At 72.1% G+C, this 17301-nt stretch carries 12 protein-coding genes; 5 read left to right on the top strand and 7 right to left on the bottom strand.

Features of this window, described 5'->3' with window-relative positions:
* Positions 1-14: 14 nt before the first annotated feature.
* On the top strand, positions 15-1007 hold the full coding sequence (locus Q3Y56_RS03720; protein WP_304460543.1) for a serine protease: 993 nt from the start codon (positions 15-17) through the stop codon (positions 1005-1007).
* Positions 1008-1043: 36 nt separating this feature from the next.
* On the opposite strand, the gene dnaK is transcribed toward Q3Y56_RS03720, so the two are convergent.
* From dnaK to Q3Y56_RS03690, 6 genes are all read right to left on the bottom strand, one after another.
* Positions 1044-2906: a molecular chaperone DnaK gene (dnaK, locus tag Q3Y56_RS03715; RefSeq protein ID WP_304460542.1), complete on the bottom strand. Its 1863-nt coding sequence runs from the start codon at positions 2904-2906 to the stop codon at positions 1044-1046.
* A 93-nt stretch (positions 2907-2999) separates the two neighbouring features.
* Positions 3000-3899, bottom strand: coding sequence for a carbohydrate ABC transporter permease (locus Q3Y56_RS03710; RefSeq protein WP_304460541.1), 900 nt, complete (start codon positions 3897-3899; stop codon positions 3000-3002).
* Positions 3896-5320, bottom strand: a complete 1425-nt coding sequence (locus Q3Y56_RS03705; RefSeq protein ID WP_304460540.1) for an ABC transporter permease subunit — start codon at positions 5318-5320, stop codon at positions 3896-3898. Before Q3Y56_RS03705 ends, Q3Y56_RS03710 begins: the two co-directional genes overlap by 4 nt.
* Before the next feature lie 13 nt (positions 5321-5333).
* Complete coding sequence (locus Q3Y56_RS03700) at positions 5334-6686, bottom strand: ABC transporter substrate-binding protein (RefSeq protein ID WP_304460539.1); 1353 nt, start codon at positions 6684-6686, stop codon at positions 5334-5336.
* Between the two features lie 55 nt (positions 6687-6741).
* Positions 6742-8397 (bottom strand): glycoside hydrolase family 13 protein, encoded by a 1656-nt coding sequence (locus tag Q3Y56_RS03695; protein ID WP_304460538.1) that lies wholly within the window; start codon positions 8395-8397, stop codon positions 6742-6744.
* A gap of 178 nt (positions 8398-8575) precedes the next feature.
* Complete coding sequence (locus tag Q3Y56_RS03690) at positions 8576-9859, bottom strand: ABC transporter substrate-binding protein (protein ID WP_304460537.1); 1284 nt, start codon at positions 9857-9859, stop codon at positions 8576-8578.
* 170 nt (positions 9860-10029) lie between these two features.
* Here Q3Y56_RS03690 and Q3Y56_RS03685 point away from each other — a divergent pair, with 170 nt between their 5' ends.
* The 3 genes from Q3Y56_RS03685 to Q3Y56_RS03675 are packed head-to-tail and all read left to right on the top strand — an operon-like array spanning position 10030 to position 13675.
* Positions 10030-10545: a PadR family transcriptional regulator gene (locus tag Q3Y56_RS03685; RefSeq protein ID WP_304460536.1), complete on the top strand. Its 516-nt coding sequence runs from the start codon at positions 10030-10032 to the stop codon at positions 10543-10545.
* Positions 10542-11303: an ABC transporter ATP-binding protein gene (locus tag Q3Y56_RS03680; protein WP_304460535.1), complete on the top strand. Its 762-nt coding sequence runs from the start codon at positions 10542-10544 to the stop codon at positions 11301-11303. Before Q3Y56_RS03685 ends, Q3Y56_RS03680 begins: the two co-directional genes overlap by 4 nt.
* Before the next feature lie 5 nt (positions 11304-11308).
* Positions 11309-13675 carry an FtsX-like permease family protein gene (locus Q3Y56_RS03675; protein ID WP_304460534.1) on the top strand — a complete coding sequence of 789 codons (2367 nt, stop codon included), beginning with the start codon at positions 11309-11311 and terminating at the stop codon, positions 13673-13675.
* A gap of 40 nt (positions 13676-13715) precedes the next feature.
* Here Q3Y56_RS03675 and Q3Y56_RS03670 read toward each other — a convergent pair whose 3' ends face one another.
* The gene (locus Q3Y56_RS03670) at positions 13716-14447 is read right to left on the bottom strand and encodes an N-acetylmuramoyl-L-alanine amidase (protein WP_304460533.1); all 732 of its coding nucleotides are present in this window, start codon (positions 14445-14447) and stop codon (positions 13716-13718) included.
* A gap of 102 nt (positions 14448-14549) precedes the next feature.
* On the opposite strand from Q3Y56_RS03670, the gene Q3Y56_RS03665 reads away from it, so the two are divergent.
* Positions 14550-17291: a SpoIIE family protein phosphatase/ATP-binding protein gene (locus tag Q3Y56_RS03665; RefSeq protein WP_304460532.1), complete on the top strand. Its 2742-nt coding sequence runs from the start codon at positions 14550-14552 to the stop codon at positions 17289-17291.
* Positions 17292-17301: the final 10 nt, after the last annotated feature.

Here is a 17301-nt window from a genome sequence, read left to right as displayed (position 1 = left end):
CAGAAGGAGTACGCGTGAGACGTCCCCGCCGTACCGCCATCGGCATCGTGCTGGCCGCAGGTGCCCTGCTCGCCACCGGACTTCAGACCGCCACCGCCACCGCCGCCCCCGATCCCTCTCCCGCTCCGTCCCCCGCCGCCGCGCACACCGCCGCGGACTCCGCGAGCGAGCAGCAGCGGGTCAGGGACTTCTGGACGCCCGAGCGGATGCGGACCGCCACCCCGCTCGACCGGCTCGACGTCGCCCCCGGTGCCCTCTCCACCCCCAAGAAGAGCGGCAGGACCACCACGGTCGCGCCCACCGCCCCCACCGCGCAGACCAGGTCCTTCCCGCAGGCGGGCGGGCCATGGACCGGCGGCGGCGCGGTCGTCAAGACCTCCGGCCGGGTGTTCTTCACCATGCAGGGCCGCACGGCCTCCTGCTCGGGCAACGCGGTGACCAGCAACAACGGCAGCACCGTGATCACCGCCGGGCACTGCGTCAAGTACCAGGGCAACTGGCACACCAACTGGGCGTTCGTGCCCGGCTACAACGACGGACAGACCCCCTACGGCACCTGGACGGCCACCAAGACGCTGTCCACCCCGCAGTGGACGGCCAGCGAGGACATGAACTTCGACGTCGGCGCCGCCGTCGTCGGCCCCCTCGACGGCAAGAAGCTCACCGAGGTCGTCGGCGCCCAGGGCCTCCAGTTCAACGGCGGCTACAACAAGGCCATGTACGCCTTCGGGTTTCCCGCCGCCTCCCCGTACGACGGCAAGAAGCTCATCTACTGCAGCGGGAACACGTCCAAGGACTTCCTGCTCACCAAGGACCACGGACTGGCCTGCAACATGACGGGCGGTTCCAGCGGCGGCCCGTGGTTCGCCTCGTTCGACGAGGCCAAGGGCACCGGCCTGCAGTCCTCGGTGAACAGCTTCGGCTACCGCTTCCTGCCGAACACGATGTTCGGCCCGTACTTCGGCGACGAGATCAAGTCCCTCTACGAACAGGCGCAGACGACCTGAGCGTCCGACAGCTGTGGAGGGGGATCACGGGCAGGCTCATGAGGAGCCCTTGCCCTCCTCGCCCTTGTCCTCCTCGTCGATGATCTCGGCGTCCACGACGTCCTCCTCTCCCGGGCCCTTGGGGGCGCCCGCCCCGGCGGGCGGCGCCTCCTGGGTCTGGGAGTACAGGGCCGTGCCGACCTTCTGCGCCGCCGCGGCCGCCGCTTCCATCGCGGTACGGATCGCGGCGGTGTCCTCGCCCTTGAGCTTCTCCTTCACCTCTCCGACGGCGGCCTCGACCTCGGACCTCACATCCCCGGGGATCTTGTCCCCGCTGTCCCGCAGCAGCTTCTCCGTCTGGTAGACGAGCTGCTCGGCCTGGTTGCGGGTCTCGGCGGCCTCGCGGCGCTTGTGGTCCTCCTCCGCGTACTGCTCGGCCTCGCGCATCATGCGGTCGATGTCGTCCTTCGGCAGCGCGGAGCCGCCGGTGACGGTCATCTTCTGCTCCTTGCCCGTGCCCAGGTCCTTCGCGGTCACGTGCATGATGCCGTTGGCGTCGATGTCGAAGGCGACCTCGATCTGCGGGACGCCGCGCGGGGCCGGCGGCAGACCGGTCAGCTCGAACATGCCGAGCTTCTTGTTGTACGCGGCGATCTCGCGCTCACCCTGGAAGACCTGGATCTGCACCGACGGCTGATTGTCCTCGGCCGTGGTGAAGATCTCCGCACGCCGGACCGGGATCGTGGTGTTGCGCTCGATCAACTTGGTCATGATGCCGCCCTTGGTCTCGATGCCAAGGGACAGCGGGGTGACGTCGAGCAGCAGGATGTCCTTGACCTCGCCTCTGAGGACACCGGCCTGGAGCGAGGCGCCGATGGCGACGACCTCGTCCGGGTTCACGCCCTTGTGCGGATCCTTCCCGGTCAGCTCCTTGACCAGGTTCGTCACCGCCGGCATCCGGGTCGAGCCGCCGACCAGGATGACGTGGTCGACGTCGGACACCGTGATCTTCGCGTCCTTGACCGCGGCGTGGAACGGGTCCCTGCACCGCTCCAGCAGATCGGCCGTGAGCTGCTCGAACTGGGCGCGGGTGAGCTTCTCGTCCAGGTGCAGCGGGCCCTCGGCCGAGGCGGTGATGTACGGCAGGTTGATCGAGGTCTCGGTGGCCGCGGACAGCTCGATCTTCGCCCGCTCGGCCGCCTCACGCAGCCGCTGGACGGCCATCTTGTCCTTGGACAGGTCCACGCCGTACGCGTTCTTGAACTGCTTGACCAGGTGGTCGACGATCCGCTGGTCCCAGTCGTCGCCCCCCAGGTGCGTGTCGCCGTGGGTCGCCTTGACCTCGACGACACCCTCCCCGATGTCCAGCAGCGACACGTCGAAGGTGCCGCCGCCCAGGTCGAAGACCAGGACCGTCTGCTCCTGCTCCTTGTCCAGGCCGTACGCCAGGGCGGCGGACGTCGGCTCGTTGATGATCCGCAGGACGTTCAGCCCCGCGATCTCACCGGCCTCCTTGGTGGCGGTGCGCTGCGCGTCGTTGAAGTACGCGGGCACCGTGACGACGGCGTCGGTCACCTTCTCGCCGAGGTAGTGCTCCGCGTCCCGCTTGAGCTTCTGGAGCACCCGCGCGGCGATCTCCTGCGCCGTGTACCGCTTGCCGTCGACGCTGCCGGTCTCCGGGAACCGCCACTGCGCGTCCCCCATGTGCCGCTTCACCGACCGCGCGGTGCGTTCCACGTTGGTGACGGCCTGGCGCTTGGCGATCTCCCCGACGAGCACCTCGTTGGTCTTGGCGAACGCGACCACCGACGGTGTGGTGCGCTGACCCTCCGCGTTCGCGATCACGGTGGGCTCGCCGGCCTCCAGGACCGACACCACGGAGTTCGTCGTACCGAGGTCAATGCCGACTGAGCGGGACATGTCGGCCCTCCTCCCGGGCTACATGACGCACCTCAAATCTTCGCACATAGCTCTCAATATCCGCATTCCGGTCACAGGGTCGACTCTCTTCGGCTACTTCACGGACCCGGCCATGACGCCCTGGACGAAGTGCCGCTGGAAGGCGAAGAACACGATGAGCGGTACGACGAGGGAGAGGAAGGCGCCGGGCGCCAGCACCCCGATGTTGCTGCCGAACTGCCGCATCTCCGACTGGAGGGCCACGGTCAGCGGCTGCGACTCGCTGTCGGCGAAGATCAGCGCCACCAGCATGTCGTTCCACACCCACAGGAACTGGAAGATGGCCAGGCTCGCGATGGCGGGCCGGCCCAGCGGCAGCACCAGCCGGGAGAAGATCCGCCACTCCCCGCCGCCGTCCATCCGGGCGGCCTCCAGCATCTCCTTCGGGATCTCCGCGAAGTAGTTGCGCAGCAGGAAGATGGCGAACGGCAGGCCGTAGGCGACGTGGAAGAGCACCACGCCGGGGATGGAGCCGAAGAGCCCCAGGGCCCCGAACATCTTGGCCACCGGCAGCAGGCCGATCTGGATGGGCACCACCAGCATCGCGACCACGAGCAGGAAGATCCAGTCCCGGCCGGGGAACTCCAGCCAGGCGAAGGCGTACCCGGCCAGTGCCGCGATCACCACGACCAGGATGGTCGTCGGCACGGAGATCAGCAGGGTGTTCCAGAACGCCTGCGTGATGCCGGAGTTCTCCAGCAGCGCCGTGTAGTTGTCGACCGAGAGCCTGCCCGGCGAGGTCAGCGCGGTCCACCAGCCGCTGGTCGCGTTCTCCTCCTCCGTACGCAGCGAGGAGAAGAACAGCCCGGCGACAGGGGTGACCCAGATCAGCCCGACGACCAGCAGGAAGATCTGGATCAGGCCGCCGCTGAGCCACTTCGCCAGCCGGGCGGCCGGCTGCTTGCGGGGTCCGGACGCGCGGGGCCCGGACGCGCGGGGTGTGGTCGTCGTCATGACTGGCTCCTGCGGAAGCGTCGGATGTTGAGGGCCATGGCGGGGACCACCAGGAGCAGCAGCAGGACGCCCAGCGCGCTGCCGAGTCCCTGGTTGTTGCCGCCGCCGAAGGAGACCAGCCACATCTGCATGGCCAGGACGTTGGCGTCCTGCTGCACCGGTCCCGGGGCGATGATGTAGACGAGGTCGAAGACCTTCATCACGTTGATCACCATGGTCACGAAGACCACGCCGAGAACGGGCCCCAGCAGCGGGACGGTGATCTTGCGGAAGATCTGCCACTCGTTGGCGCCGTCCATCCGGGCCGCCTCCAGGACGTCACGCGGCATGGCGGAGAGCCCGGCGCCGATGAGGACCATGGCGAAGCCGGTCCAGATCCACATGTACGCGCCGATGATGGCCGGGGTGACCAGGGCGGGGCCGAGCCAGGAGATCCCCTCGTAGGGCGGGGCGAAGTTCCTCGCGGGCAGCTGGACGGTGTACGTGCCCGGCTCCAGGCCGGCGAACCGGTACCCGCCGTCCGGCCCGGCCGTGGCCTTCCCCACGACCTTCCCCTGCGCGTCGACCGCCTCCACGGCCATCTTCGGCAGGCCCCGCTCGGTGCGATCCACCCGGCCCGGCTTGCCGCCGCCACCGAGGGTGAAGTCGAGGTAGACCGTGCCGCGCAGCTCCCCGGCGGCGGCCGGGGCGGTCGCGGCCTTCGCGGCCGGCTTCGCCTCCGCGGGCAGCTCCTTGGCCGGGACGCCGACCAGCCCGAGGTTGACCGTCTGCCCCGCTCCCGCGGTCAGCCGGGTGGCGCGCACCGTGCGGTACGAGCCGTCGTCCCGCTTCTGCAGCAGCTGGTCGCCGAAGCGGGCCTTGGCGGTGGGGTAGGCGGACGGCTCCTCGAAGCTGTCGTGGATGCCGACCGCCACCGCGTTGAGCACCCCGCGGTCCGGGTCCTGCTCGTACGCGAGCCGGAAGATGATCCCGGCGGCGAGGAAGGAGATCGCCATCGGCATGAACATCAGCAGTTTGAAGGCGGTCTTCCAGCGCACCTTCTCGGTCAGCACGGCGAGGATCAGGCCGAGCCCGGTCAGCAGCGCGGGGGCGAACACCACCCAGATCGCGCTGTTGCGGATGGCCTTGAGCGTCGCCGGGTCATGGAAGATCTCGGCGTAGTTGTCGGTGCCGACGAACTTCTCTCCCGAGGCGTCGAAGAGGCTGCGGCCGACCGAGAACAGGATCGGGTACGCGACCAGGGCGCCGAGCAGCAGCAGCGCGGGCAGCAGGAACAGCGCGGCGACGATCCTGCGCCGTCCGGCGGCGCGCCGCCTGGGGTCGGGGGTGCGCCGCGGGCCGGGGCGGCGCTCGGCTCCAGAGGGGCCGGGCGGGGTGCCGCCCGCCTTCGCGGGCGGCACCTGAGGGGTGGTCACAGACATCGGGCGGGGGTCCTTACTTCCGGTACGCCTTGGCCGCCGCGGCCTCCAGCTTGCGGGCCGTGGCCTTCGGGTCGGACGGGTCGCGCAGGAAGTCCTGGAGCAGCTTCCACTCGCCCGCGCCCTGGGTGCCGCCGAACGCGGCCGGGGCCTGGTCGGACATGTCGAACCGCACCGAGTCACCCGCGTCGATCAGCGACTTGGCGGTCTGCCGGGCGGTGTCGTCCGCGTACCGGCCCAGGTCCACCTTGGTGTTGGGGGAGATGAAGCCGCCGGCCTCGGCCCAGATGCCCGCCGCCTCCGGGGAGGCGAGGTACTTCACCAGCTCCATGGCGGCCTTCTTGTTCTTCCCGGCCTTGAGCACCACCGCGGCGTCACCGCCGCTGACCACCGGCGCCTTGCCGCCGTCGACAGCGGGGAAGGGGAAGAACTTCGCGTCCTCGCCGACCTTCTTCTTGAGCTGATCGGTGACCAGCCCGCCGACGAAGTCGCCCTCGTAGACCATGCCCGCCTTGGGCTCGGGGCCGAAGACCTGCTCGACGGACTCCGGGAAGTCGGTGCGCAGCGCGCCCGCCCCGCCCCCGGCGACCAGGTCCTTGTCCCCGAACAGCTTGCCGAGCGTGGTGAGCGCCTTGACCACGGTGGGGTGGGTCCACGGGATCTCGTGGGCGGCCAGCTTGTCGTAGTTCTCCGGGCCCGCCTGGGAGAGGTAGATGTTCTCGAACCAGTCGGTGAGCGGCCACCCGGCCTCGCCCGCGACCGAGAAGGCGGGCACGCCCGAGTCGGAGAGGGTCCGGCCGGTCTTCAGCAGGTCCTGGTAGCTCTTCGCGGGCCCGACACCCGCCTGCTCGAACGCTTCCGGGCTGTACCAGACCGTCGACTTGTGGGAGGCCTTGAAGTACAGGCCGTAGTAGGTGCCGCCGACCGTGCCGTACTCCTTCCACACCGGCGCGAAGTCGGCCGCGGCACGGCTCGCGACCTCCTTCGACAGCGGCTCCAGCCACTTCTTCTCGGCGAACTGCTCCAGCACGCCGACCTGCGGCACCATCACCACGTCCGGGGCGTTGCCGCCCTCGATCTTGCTGCCGATGACGGTGGAGACGTTGTCGCCGGTGGAGACGAAGGAGGTCTTGGCGCCGGTCTTCTCGGAGAACGCGTCCAGGACCTTCTTGAAGTTCTTCTGCTCCACCCCCGTCCAGACCCCGGCGACGGTCACCGACTGGCCCTTGAGCGTCTGCTTGCCGCCCCCGGAGCTGTCGCCGCTGTCACCGCCGCACGCGGTGGCGGTCAGCGCGAGGCCGAGCACGGCGGTGCCGGATACGGCGGTCCGGATGCCGGTGCGTATGCGTCGTGCCGCGAGGTTTCTCATGAGGGTTCCCTTCGATCGGGGGTGGGATGGGGGGTCTCGGGTCGGCCGGAGGGTGCTACTCGCCGGTCATCCACCAGGCGGCGGTGGATCCGGGGAGCGTGCCGGCGGGGCAGTCGCCGCTGGCCAGCAGCGGGAGTCCGGGTACGGGGGCGGGCACCGGGTCCGTACCGAAGTTGACGGCGCACACCAGGCCGTCCCCGCGGGAGAAGGCCAGCACCTGCGGCGGCGACGGCAGCCAGCGCAGGGTGCCCTCGCCGAGCTGGGGCAGGCTGCGGCGCAGGTGCAGCCCCTCGCGGTACAGGTGCCAGAAGGAGCGGGTGTCGGCCAGGGCCCGGTCCGTGGCGTGGTCGGCGAACCACTCGGGCTGCGGCAGCCACGGCCGCACCCCCTCGGCGGCGCTGGTGAAGCCGAACGGCGAGGCGTGCCCGGACCACGGCAGCGGCACCCGGCAGCCGTCGCGTATGTGCTGACGGCTCCCGGTGCGGTGGAAGATCGGGTCGGTGAGGACCTCGTCGGGCAGGTCCAGGACCTCGGGCAGGCCCAGCTCCTCGCCCTGGTACACGTACGCGGCACCGGGGAGGGCCAGCATCAGCAGGGCGGCGGCGCGGGCCCGCGCCGGGCCGAGACCACTCGGCCCTCCGCTGGGCTCGGTCGCGTACCGGGTGACGGTCCTGACCTGGTCGTGGTTGTTCAGCACCCAGGTGACGGTGGAGCCGGTCTCCGCGATGTCGGTCAGCGCCCCGGAGATGGCCGTACGGAAGACGTCGACGTCCCAGCGGGCCGTCAGCAGGTGGAAGAAGAACGCCTGGTGCAGCTCGTCCGGGCGGACGTAGGCGGCCTGCTCGGCGGGCGTGCGGACCGAGACCTCGCCGACCAGCAGCCGGTCCCGGCCGTCCCGCGCGGTGTACTCCTCGCACAGCGCCCGCCACTCGCGCCACACCTGGTGCACTTCCGGCTGGTTCCAGGCCAGCGGGTTGACCGAGTCGCGGGTGCGCTCATCGGCTTCGGGATCGGGGGAGTCGGGCAGCTCGGGGTGCTTGAACAGGCCCGCGGCCACGTCGATGCGGAAGCCGTCCACGCCGCGGTCCAGCCAGAACCGCAGCACTTGGTCGAAGTGGCCGCCCACGGCGGGGTTGCGCCAGTTCAGGTCGGGCTGCTCCGGGGTGAACATGTGCAGGTACCACTGGCCGGGCGTGCCGTCCGGCTCCGTGACGCGGGACCAGGCGGGGCCGCCGAACATGGCGCGCCAGTTGTTGGGCGGCAGCGCCCCGTCCGGGCCGCGGCCGTCGGCGAAGTGGAAGCGCGCGCGGGCCGGACCGCCCGGCTCCTCCGCCAGCGCGGCCCGGAACCACGGGTGCTCGCTGGAGCAGTGGTTGGGGACGATGTCGAGGAGCACCTTCAGGCCCAGCCGGTGGGCGTCGGCCACCAGGCCGTCGAACTCGGCGAGGTCGCCGTAGACCGGGTCCACGTCGCAGTAGTCGGCGACGTCGTAGCCGTGGTCGTGCTGCGGGGAGGGGTAGAAGGGGCTGAGCCAGATGCCGTCCACCCCGAGCTTCTTCAGGTACGGCAGCCCGGTGCGCACGCCGGCGAGATCGCCGATGCCGTCCCCGGTGCTGTCGAGGAAGCTGCGGACGTAGACCTGGTAGATGACCGCGTCCCGCCACCAGCGCTGGGTGGCAGGGGCATAGGAGTCGGGGACGGCTGTGAGCACGCGATGAACCGTTCTTACGTGGCGTACGGGAAACGCACGCCCGGTCGCTGTTATGCATGCATGTTAAGTAGCCGTGTCATTTGGGTGTCAACGAAACTGTCGAAAACCGCAGCTATATGTCCGGGTTAAAGAGGGATTGTGGAGCGGCTGGGTTACTTAACGAGTAACTAGAACGGGGTCAGCCTCGGTCGGCGATGGCCCGCAGCTCCCGCGACAGCCGCGCGACCGCCGCCCGGGTGCTCTGCCGCCCCGCCAGCGCGTCCTGCGCCACCGCCTGCACGGCGAGGCTCACCTGGTCGTACCGGGCGCTCTTGGGCCGCGGCTTGGCCGCCAGCACGCTGCGCCGCAGCGTCGGCAGGTACGGGAACCGCCGCACCAGCCGCGGCTCGGAGTACAGGTCCGCCCACACCGGCGGCAGCGCCCCCTGGGTGAGCACCCGCCGCTGGACCGCCTCGCTCGTCAGGTACGCCATCAGCTCGGCCGCCGTCGCCCGGTGCCGCGACTGCGCGTTCACCGCGAGATTGGAGCCGCCCAGGACGCTGGAGCCCGGACCCTCGGGGCCCGGCAGCGGCACGGCGCCGAACTTCCCGGCCACCGCCGAGCCGCTCGCGCCGGCCATCGTGTACGCGTACGGCCAGTTGCGCAGGAACAGCAGCTCGCCGTTCTGGAAGGCCGCGCGGGACTCCTCCTCCGTGAAGGACAGCGCCCGCCGGGGGATCCACCCCTCGCGCAGCCCGCCGGTGAGGAAGTCCAGGCCCCGGCGGGCGGCGGGGGAGTCCACCGTGACCCGCGCGCCCTCGTCGCCGAGCACCGTCCCGCCCGCCGACTGCACCGCCTCGACGACGTTCGCGGTCAGCCCCTCGTACGGCAGGAACTGGCCCGCGTAACCGTCCATGCCGTACCGGGGCGCGACGGTCCGCGCCAGCCGCTCCAGCTCGGCCCAGGTGCGCGGGGGGCGCTCGCCCTCGCGGTCCAGCACGTCCTTGCGGTAGTAGAGCAGCCCCGCGTTGGTCACGTACGGCACCGCGTACAGCCGCCCGCCGAAGGTGGCGGTGTCCACCACCGGCGGCAGGAAGCGGTCCAGCGGAAAGCGCGTGCCGTCCACGGGCGCGATCCAGCCCGCGGCGGCGAACTCCGACGTCCACGCCACGTCGATGTTGAGCACGTCGAAGCGGTCGCTGCCGGAACGCAGCTCGCTGACCATCTGTGCCCGCACCTCGTCGGCGGAGTCCGGCAGTTCGACCAGCGTCACCTTCTCGCGCGGGTGGGTGCGGTTCCAGCCGTCGAGGATCCCGCGCAGATAGCCGGTAAGGTCACCCCCGGTCACCAGCGTGACCGGGCCCCGCCCGGCGGCGTCCGCGGCCGCCGGCGTCCCCGGCGGGCGCGACCCCATGCCCGCGTATCCCGCGAGAAGAAGCACACAGACAAGAAGGGCCCTACCCGCGGCACGCTTCCACCGCATAGGTTCCTCCTTGCACCGCAGCGCCGACCTGCGGTCCGGCGTCCAGCCCCCCTGTATACCGGTTAGGCATGCGCGATACTAGATGCTGCTGGAAGATACGAGGGCGATCCGGCTCACAGCCGGACGAGGACAGCTAACGGTCAAGTAGGGCTGCGAGGAAGAGAGGGATTGTGCGGCTGCCACTCCTGGCGCTGTTGGCGAGCGGACCCGCACACGGTTACGAACTGAAGCAGGCCCTTGAGAAGCTTCTGGGCGCCGCGTACCCTCAGCCGAACGTCGGCCAGATCTACGTCACTCTGGGCAGACTGGAGAAAACCGGTCTGATCGAGGGCGAGGACGTCGAGCAGTCGGACCGCCCGAACAAGCGCATCTACCGCATCACCGACGCGGGGCGCGAGACGGTGGACGCCTGGTTCGAGCAGCCGACCGCCGAGCCGCGGGTGCGGGACGAGTTCTTCATGAAGCTCGCCCTCGCTCCGCGCAGCGGGGCCGTCAACCAGATCGCCCTCATCAACAACCAGCGCCGCCACTACCTCAACACCATGCGGGACCTGTCGAAGCTGGCCGCGGCCGAGGACCGGGACAACCGGGTCGCACAGCTGCTGATCGAGGGCGCCATGCTGCATCTGCAGGCGGACCTCGACTGGCTGGAGCGCTGCCAGGAGGAGCTGGAGGAACTGGAATGAGCCGCGACGAGCCGTGCGGCGCCATACTGCGGGCCGAGGGCCTGGCCAAGACCTACCGGTCGGAAGGCGCAGCCCCCGTCCACGCGGTGCGCGGCGTCGACCTCACCGTCCAGCGCGGCGAGTTCGTCGCCGTCACCGGACCCTCCGGCGCGGGCAAGTCCACCCTGCTGCACCTCCTCGGCGGCCTCGACCGCCCCGACAGCGGATCCATCTGGCTCGACGGCCGCCAGGTCGACACCTGCAGCGAGGCCCGCTGGGCCGTACTGCGCCGCAAGCACATCGGGATCGTCTTCCAGTTCTTCAACCTGGTCTCCAACCTCACCGTCGCCGACAACGTCGAACTGCCCGCGCTGCTGGCCGGCAGCTCCCCGCGGCAGGCCCGGGCCGCCCGCGCCGAGCTGCTCGCGGAGCTCGGCCTGGAGGGCAAGGAGAACAGCACGCCCGGCGAGCTGTCCGGCGGCGAGCAGCAGCGCGTCGCCCTCGCCCGGGCCCTGGTCAACGCCCCCAGCCTGCTGCTCGCGGACGAGCCCGCCGGCAGCCTCGACAGCAAGGGCACCCGCGAGGTGCTGCGGCTGCTCTCCCGCTTCCACCAGCGCGGCCAGACCATCCTGCTCGTCACGCACGACGCCCGGGTCGCCAGCGCCGCGGACCGGGTGATCAGCTTCTTCGACGGCCGGATCGCCGACGACGCGCCCCTCGGCGAGGGCCAGGCCCGCCGCGCGAGCGGGGTCGCCGACGTCCTCCGGCTGAAGGGCTGACCGGCGTGTGGGCCACGGCGCGCTGGGCGCACGCCGACCTGCGGGCGCACCGCGGCGCGGCCGTCTTCCTCGTCCTCGCGACGGCCGGGATCACCGTCTCGCTGCTGCTGGCCGGCGCCCTGTTCGGCTACGCGACCGACCCCTGGCAGCGGGTCTTCACCCAGTCCTCCGGCGCGCATGTGTGGATCCACGCCAAGGCCGACGCGCCCGCGGGCGGACTGAACGGTCTGGACGAGGTACGGGCCACCGCCGGGCCGTACCGCACGGTACGCACCACCGCGGCCCAGGACCCCGGCGGCTCCGGCGCTTCCGGTGGGTCCCTCGGCGCCGGCGGCTCCAGCGGCTCCAAGGTGGCGCTGGAAGTGCGCGCGGTGACCGAGCGGCCCACGACGGCCACCCCCCTGGTCGACTCCGGCCGCTGGCTGGAGCCGGGCACCGACGAGGGCGCGCGCGATGGGCGCGGCGGCATCGTGCTGGAGCGCTCCCTGGCCCGCGCGCTGTGGGCCGAGCCGGGGGACACGCTCGCGCTGCGCGGCTTCGCCGCGCCGCTGCGCGTGGTGGGCGTCGCGGACACCGCCGAGGTGCGGTACCGCGTGGGCGAGACCCCCGGCGTGGCATGGGTCCTCCCCGCCACCCTGGCCGCCTCCGACGCGGGCCGCGACCAGCGCGGCCAGACCGTCGGGCTGCGACTGGCCGATGCGAAGGACACCGACTTCGTGGTGCAGCGCGCGGTCACCGAGCTCGGCGCCGGCCAGATCACCGACGTCTCCACCTGGCGGCAGGCCAAGTCCGAGGCCGAAGGGGACAACCGGCTGCTCGGCCGACTCCTTGGCCTGTTCGGGCTCGGCGCGCTGCTCGCCGCCGCCCTCGCCGTGGGCGGGGCCATCAGCACCCGGGTACGGGGCCACCTGCGGGACATCTCCGTCCTCAAGGCCATCGGCTTCACCCCCGGCCAGGTGACCCGGATGTTCCTGGCCCAGCACCTGGGCCTGGCGCTGCTGGGCGTCACCCTCGGCGCGGTGCTCACCGAGGCCCTCGGCAGCCGCATCCCCGGGCGGCTCGGCGAGGCCGTGGCGCTGTGGCGGCAACTGCCCGAGCACGCCTGGGCGCCGCTCGCCATCCCCGGCGGCGCGTTGATCTTCATCGCCACGGCGACCTGCCTGGCCGCGTGGCGGGCCGGCCGGGTACCGCCGGTGCCCGTCGCCCGCGCCGCCCTCGCGCCGAGCCGCCGGATGTCCGGCACCGCCCGGCGTGCGCTCGGCCTGAAGGTCCCGCCCGCCCTGGTGCTCGGCTGGCGCGGCGCCTTCCACCGGCCGCTGCGCTCCTCGGCCGCGGTGGGGCGGCTCGCCGTGCCGCTGCTGCTGATCACCGTCGCGCTGGGCGCCTGGGCCACCCTGGACCGCTTCGAGTCGCACCCCGAGAAGGTCGGGCTGCCCGCCGCGCTCATCGCCCGCGCCGACGGCCTCGACGACCGCGAGCTGCGGGCGCTGCTGGCCGCGCGGCCCGACGCGACGCCCTACCCCGGCGTGGAGGTGCAGGCGCTGGTCCCCGGCCAGACCGGGACGATCACCCTGCGCGCGCTGGGCACCGACCGCGACCCGTACCCCTTCTCGGTCGCCGAGGGGCGGCCCGCCCGCGGCCCGGACGAGGCGGTGGCCGGACAGGGCCTGCTCGACCTGCTGGACGTGCGGGTCGGCGACTGGGTGCGGATGACCGTCGGCGGCACGCCGCACGTCCTGCACATCGTCGGGCGCGGCATCGAACCGGCGGACGGCGGCCGGGTGATCTCCACGACGCTCGACACCCTGCGCGAGGGCGCCGACGCGCCCCGGCCGGACTTCTACCACCTGGTGCTCAAGGGCGGCACCGACCCGGCGGCGGTCCGCGAGGCCGTGCTGGACGCCTCGGACGGCCGCGTCGACGTACGGGAGATCCCCAACCCGGCCGACCGGCTGTCCGCCGTGCGCGGGGTCACCGTCGGCCTGGTCGTGGTCCTGGCGCTGATCGGCCTGGCCGAGCTGTCGACGACGATCGGCGCGGCGGTCCGCGACCGCGGCCGCGACCTGCTCGCACTGAAGGCCATCGGGCTGACACCCCGACAGATAGCGGCGGTGATCGTGGCCGCCACGGGCTTCGTCGCGGCGGCCGCCGCCGTCGTCGGAACGTCCCTGGGCGTCTTCGCCGCCACCTGGCTGATCGACCTGCAGGGCCGGACCAGCGGCATCGGCGCGGGCATCGCCCAGTCGCCCCCGCCGGGCGTCCTGCTGCTGGTGGGCGCCGCCGCCGTCGCAGGCGCGATAGCCGTCTCCGTCTTCCCGGCCGCCCGCGCCGCCCGCCGCAGGTCCGCGGACTCCGCAGGCGACGTGCTCTGACCGTCTGCGTCCTGCCCCCGGTCACGCGGATTGCCCCCGGTCACGGGGACCGCAGCCGGGCCGCCTCCTCCCGCAGCCAGGGCAGCCTCCCGTACAGCGCCCCGCCCGGGCAGTCCGTCTCGTACCCGTCCCGATGGCCCGCGATCACATCGAGCTCCACGGACGTCCCCTTCGGGTACCGGCTCGCGTCATTGGTCGACACCATGCGCACCCGCCCCCGCGGGTCCGCGCCCGGCCGCAGCTTCCACGCCGCCAGGGCGGCGATCGCCTCCAGCATGGGGCGCGGCACCTCCTCGCCCGCGCCGAAGTGCCCCAGCGCCGCTATCCCGGTGCTCCCGGTGTTGAAGCCCTTCGTGTGCGCCCCCACCACCGCCCGGTCCACCCCGCCGGCGCGCCCCTCGTAGATCGTCCCGCACCGGTCGACGACGAAGTTGTAGCCCAGGTCGTCCCACCCCTCGCCGTGGGTGTGGTCGTCCTGCATGGCCCGCAGCATCCCGGGCACGTCCGCGCGGCAGTCGTAATCATGGGGATGATCGGTGTGGTGCACGAACACCGCCGCCACGGATCCGGCGTACCTCGGCTTCTCCCGCACCGCCGTCTCGTCCGCGTGCCACGACGCCCGGCCCACGATGGCGGGCCGCGGTGCCGCCGGGCGGGCCGCGGCCTCGTGCGGCTGCCGCGGCTCCGGCGTCCAGCGTTCCGGAGCGTCCCACGTCACCAGCAGGGCCAGCGGCACCAGCGCCACCGCCCGCGTCAGCCTGCGGGGCCACATGGGGTCCAGCGTGCTCCCGTCCGCGGGGCGTCGCCCGCCCGGGCGCCGCCGTTCGGGTGACGGGTGCGGCGGGTACCCGGACGATCCAATCAGCGGCGCACCATGGCCGTACCCGGCCGGACAGTGTTAGATGGCGCTGTGGCCGTTGCTTTTGACCGATTCCGGCGCGTATCGGTCCGGTCACTGACCGAAAAGCGCCCCAGAAGCGTTGCTGGGCAGGTCTTCGTCCTGCAGGTGGCGTTCGCCGTGCTGCTCGTCGTCGCGGCCGTGCTGGCCCTGGTCCTGCAGACCCGGACCGACAGCGACAGGGAGGCCCGCAAGCGCTCCATCGCCGTCGCGGAGACGTTCGCGCACGCCCCCGGTCTCCTGGACGCCCTCGACTCCCCCGATCCCGCCAAGGTGCTCCAGCCGATCACCGAGACGGCGCGGAAGGAAGCGGGCGTCGACTTCATCGTCGTCATGGACACGCACGGGATCCGCTACAGCCATCCGCAGCCGGACCGGATCGGCAAGAGGTTCGTCGGCACCATCGAACCGTCGCTGGCCGGGCGCGTGCACACCGAGAGCGTCGACGGCCCCCTGGGCAAAGAGGTGCAGGCGATCGTTCCCGTCACCGACCGCGGCGACATCGTCGCCCTGGTGTCCGCGGGCATGAAGGTCAAGAACGTCGACAACGCCTTCGAGCGCCACCTGCCGATCATCTTCGGCACCGGCGCGGGCGGACTCGCCCTGGCCATGACCGGCACGGCGCTGGTGGCCCGGCGACTGCGGCGGCAGACGCACGGCCTGGACCCGGCCGAGATGACGCGCATGTACGAGCACCACGACGCGGTGCTGCACGCCGTCCGCGAAGGCGTGCTCATCGTCGGCGGCGACGGCCGGCTGCTGCTGGCGAACGACGAGGCCAAGCGGCTGCTGGAACTGCCGCCGGACGCCGAGGGCCGGAACGTCGCGGAACTGCCCGGCCTGGACCCCGGCATGGCCCGGCTGATCGTCTCCGGCCGTACGGCGACGGACGAGCTGCACCCGGCCGGCGACCGGCTGCTGGCCGTGAACCAGCGCCCCACGGACCGCTACGGCGGACCCATGGGATCGGTCGCCACCGTGCGCGACTCCACGGAGCTGCAGGCCCTGACCGGCAGGATGGAGGTCACCAGCAAGCGCCTCAAGCTCCTGTACGCCGCCGGGGTCGGCATCGGCACCAGCCTGGACGTGGTGCGCACGGCCGAGGAACTGACCGAGGTCGCGGTCGCCGGCTTCGCCGACTTCGTCACCGTCGACCTGGCCGAGCCCGTCCTGCGGGGCGAGGAGCCCACCGGCGGGGGAACGCGCATGCGACGCAGCGCCGTCAAGGGCATCCGTGGCGACCACCCGCTCCTGCCCATCGACACACTGATCGACTACCCCGCCGCCACCCCGCAGGCGCGCGGATTCGGCAGCGGCCGGTCGGAGGTGGTCGCCGACCTCACCGACGCCCCGGAGTGGCGGGCACAGGACCCCGTACAGACCGGGAGGGTCACCGCCTACGGCATCCACTCCCTGATCGCGGCCCCCATCCAGGCGCGGGGCATCGTGCTGGGCGTGGCCAACTTCTGGCGTTCGGAGAAGCCCGAACCGTTCGACGAAGACGACCTGTTCCTGGCCGAGGAGCTCGTCGCCCGCGCCGGGATCAGCATCGACAACGCCCGCCGCTACACGCGCGAGCACACCGTGGCCGTGACCCTGCAGCGCAGCCTGCTGCCGCGCGCCCTGCCGCAGCAGAGCGCCCTCGACGTCGCCCACCGCTACCTGCCCGCCCAGTCCGGCGTCAGCGGCGACTGGTTCGACGTGATCCCGCTGTCCGGCAGCCGCGTCGCACTGGTCGTCGGCGACGTCGTCGGACACGGACTGCACGCCGCCGCCACCATGGGGCGGCTGCGGACCGCGGTCCACAACTTCTCCACGCTCGACCTGCCGCCCGACGAACTCCTGGGCCACCTCGACGACCTGGTCAACCGCATCGACCAGGACGAGCCGGGAACCGGCCTCGACGGAGCAGCGCCCGCAGGCGGATCCGGCATCACGGGAGCCACCTGCCTGTACGCGATCTACGACCCCGTGTCCCGGCGCTGCGCCATGGCGCGGGCGGGACACCCCCCGCCCGCACTGGTCCACCTCGACGGCCGCGTGGAGTTCCCGGACATCCCGGCCGGGCCGCCACTGGGCCTGGGCAGCATGCCGTTCGAGACCGCCGAACTGGAGCTGGCCGAGGGCAGCCGGCTCGTGCTCTACACCGACGGACTGATCGAGGACCGCACCCGGGACATCGACGTGGGGATGGAGCTGCTGCGCCATGCGCTGGCCCACCCCGACCGGTCACCGGAGGAGAGCTGCCAGGCGCTGCTGGAGGCGCTCCTGCCCGCCCGTCCCAAGGACGACGTGGCCCTGCTCATCGCCCGCACCCGGACCCTGGGACGCGACCGCGTCGCGGAGTGGGACGTGCCGTCCGACCCCGCCGCCGTCGCGGGGATGCGCGCCGCCGTCAGCGGGCAGCTGGCCGACTGGGGCCTGTCGGACCTGGAGTTCACCACGGAGCTGGTCCTCAGCGAGCTGATCACGAACGCCATCCGCTACGGCTCACCGCCGATCAGGGTACGGCTGCTGCGCGACCGCACCCTGATCAGCGAAGTGTCCGACGGCAGCAGCACCTCGCCCCACCTGCGGTACGCGGCCACGACGGACGAGGGCGGCCGAGGGCTGTTCCTGGTCGCCCAGATCGCCGAACGCTGGGGCACCAGGTACACCCCCGACGGCAAGGTCATCTGGGCCGAGCAGCCACTGCCCCCCGGCGGCGACGCCGGATAGGGCGCGGCAC

It is taken from the genome of Streptomyces sp. XD-27 (assembly GCF_030553055.1).
In the GTDB taxonomy this organism is placed as follows: domain Bacteria; phylum Actinomycetota; class Actinomycetes; order Streptomycetales; family Streptomycetaceae; genus Streptomyces.
Note: the sequence above shows the minus strand (reverse complement) of the source record. Positions and strands in the feature narration are given on the sequence as shown.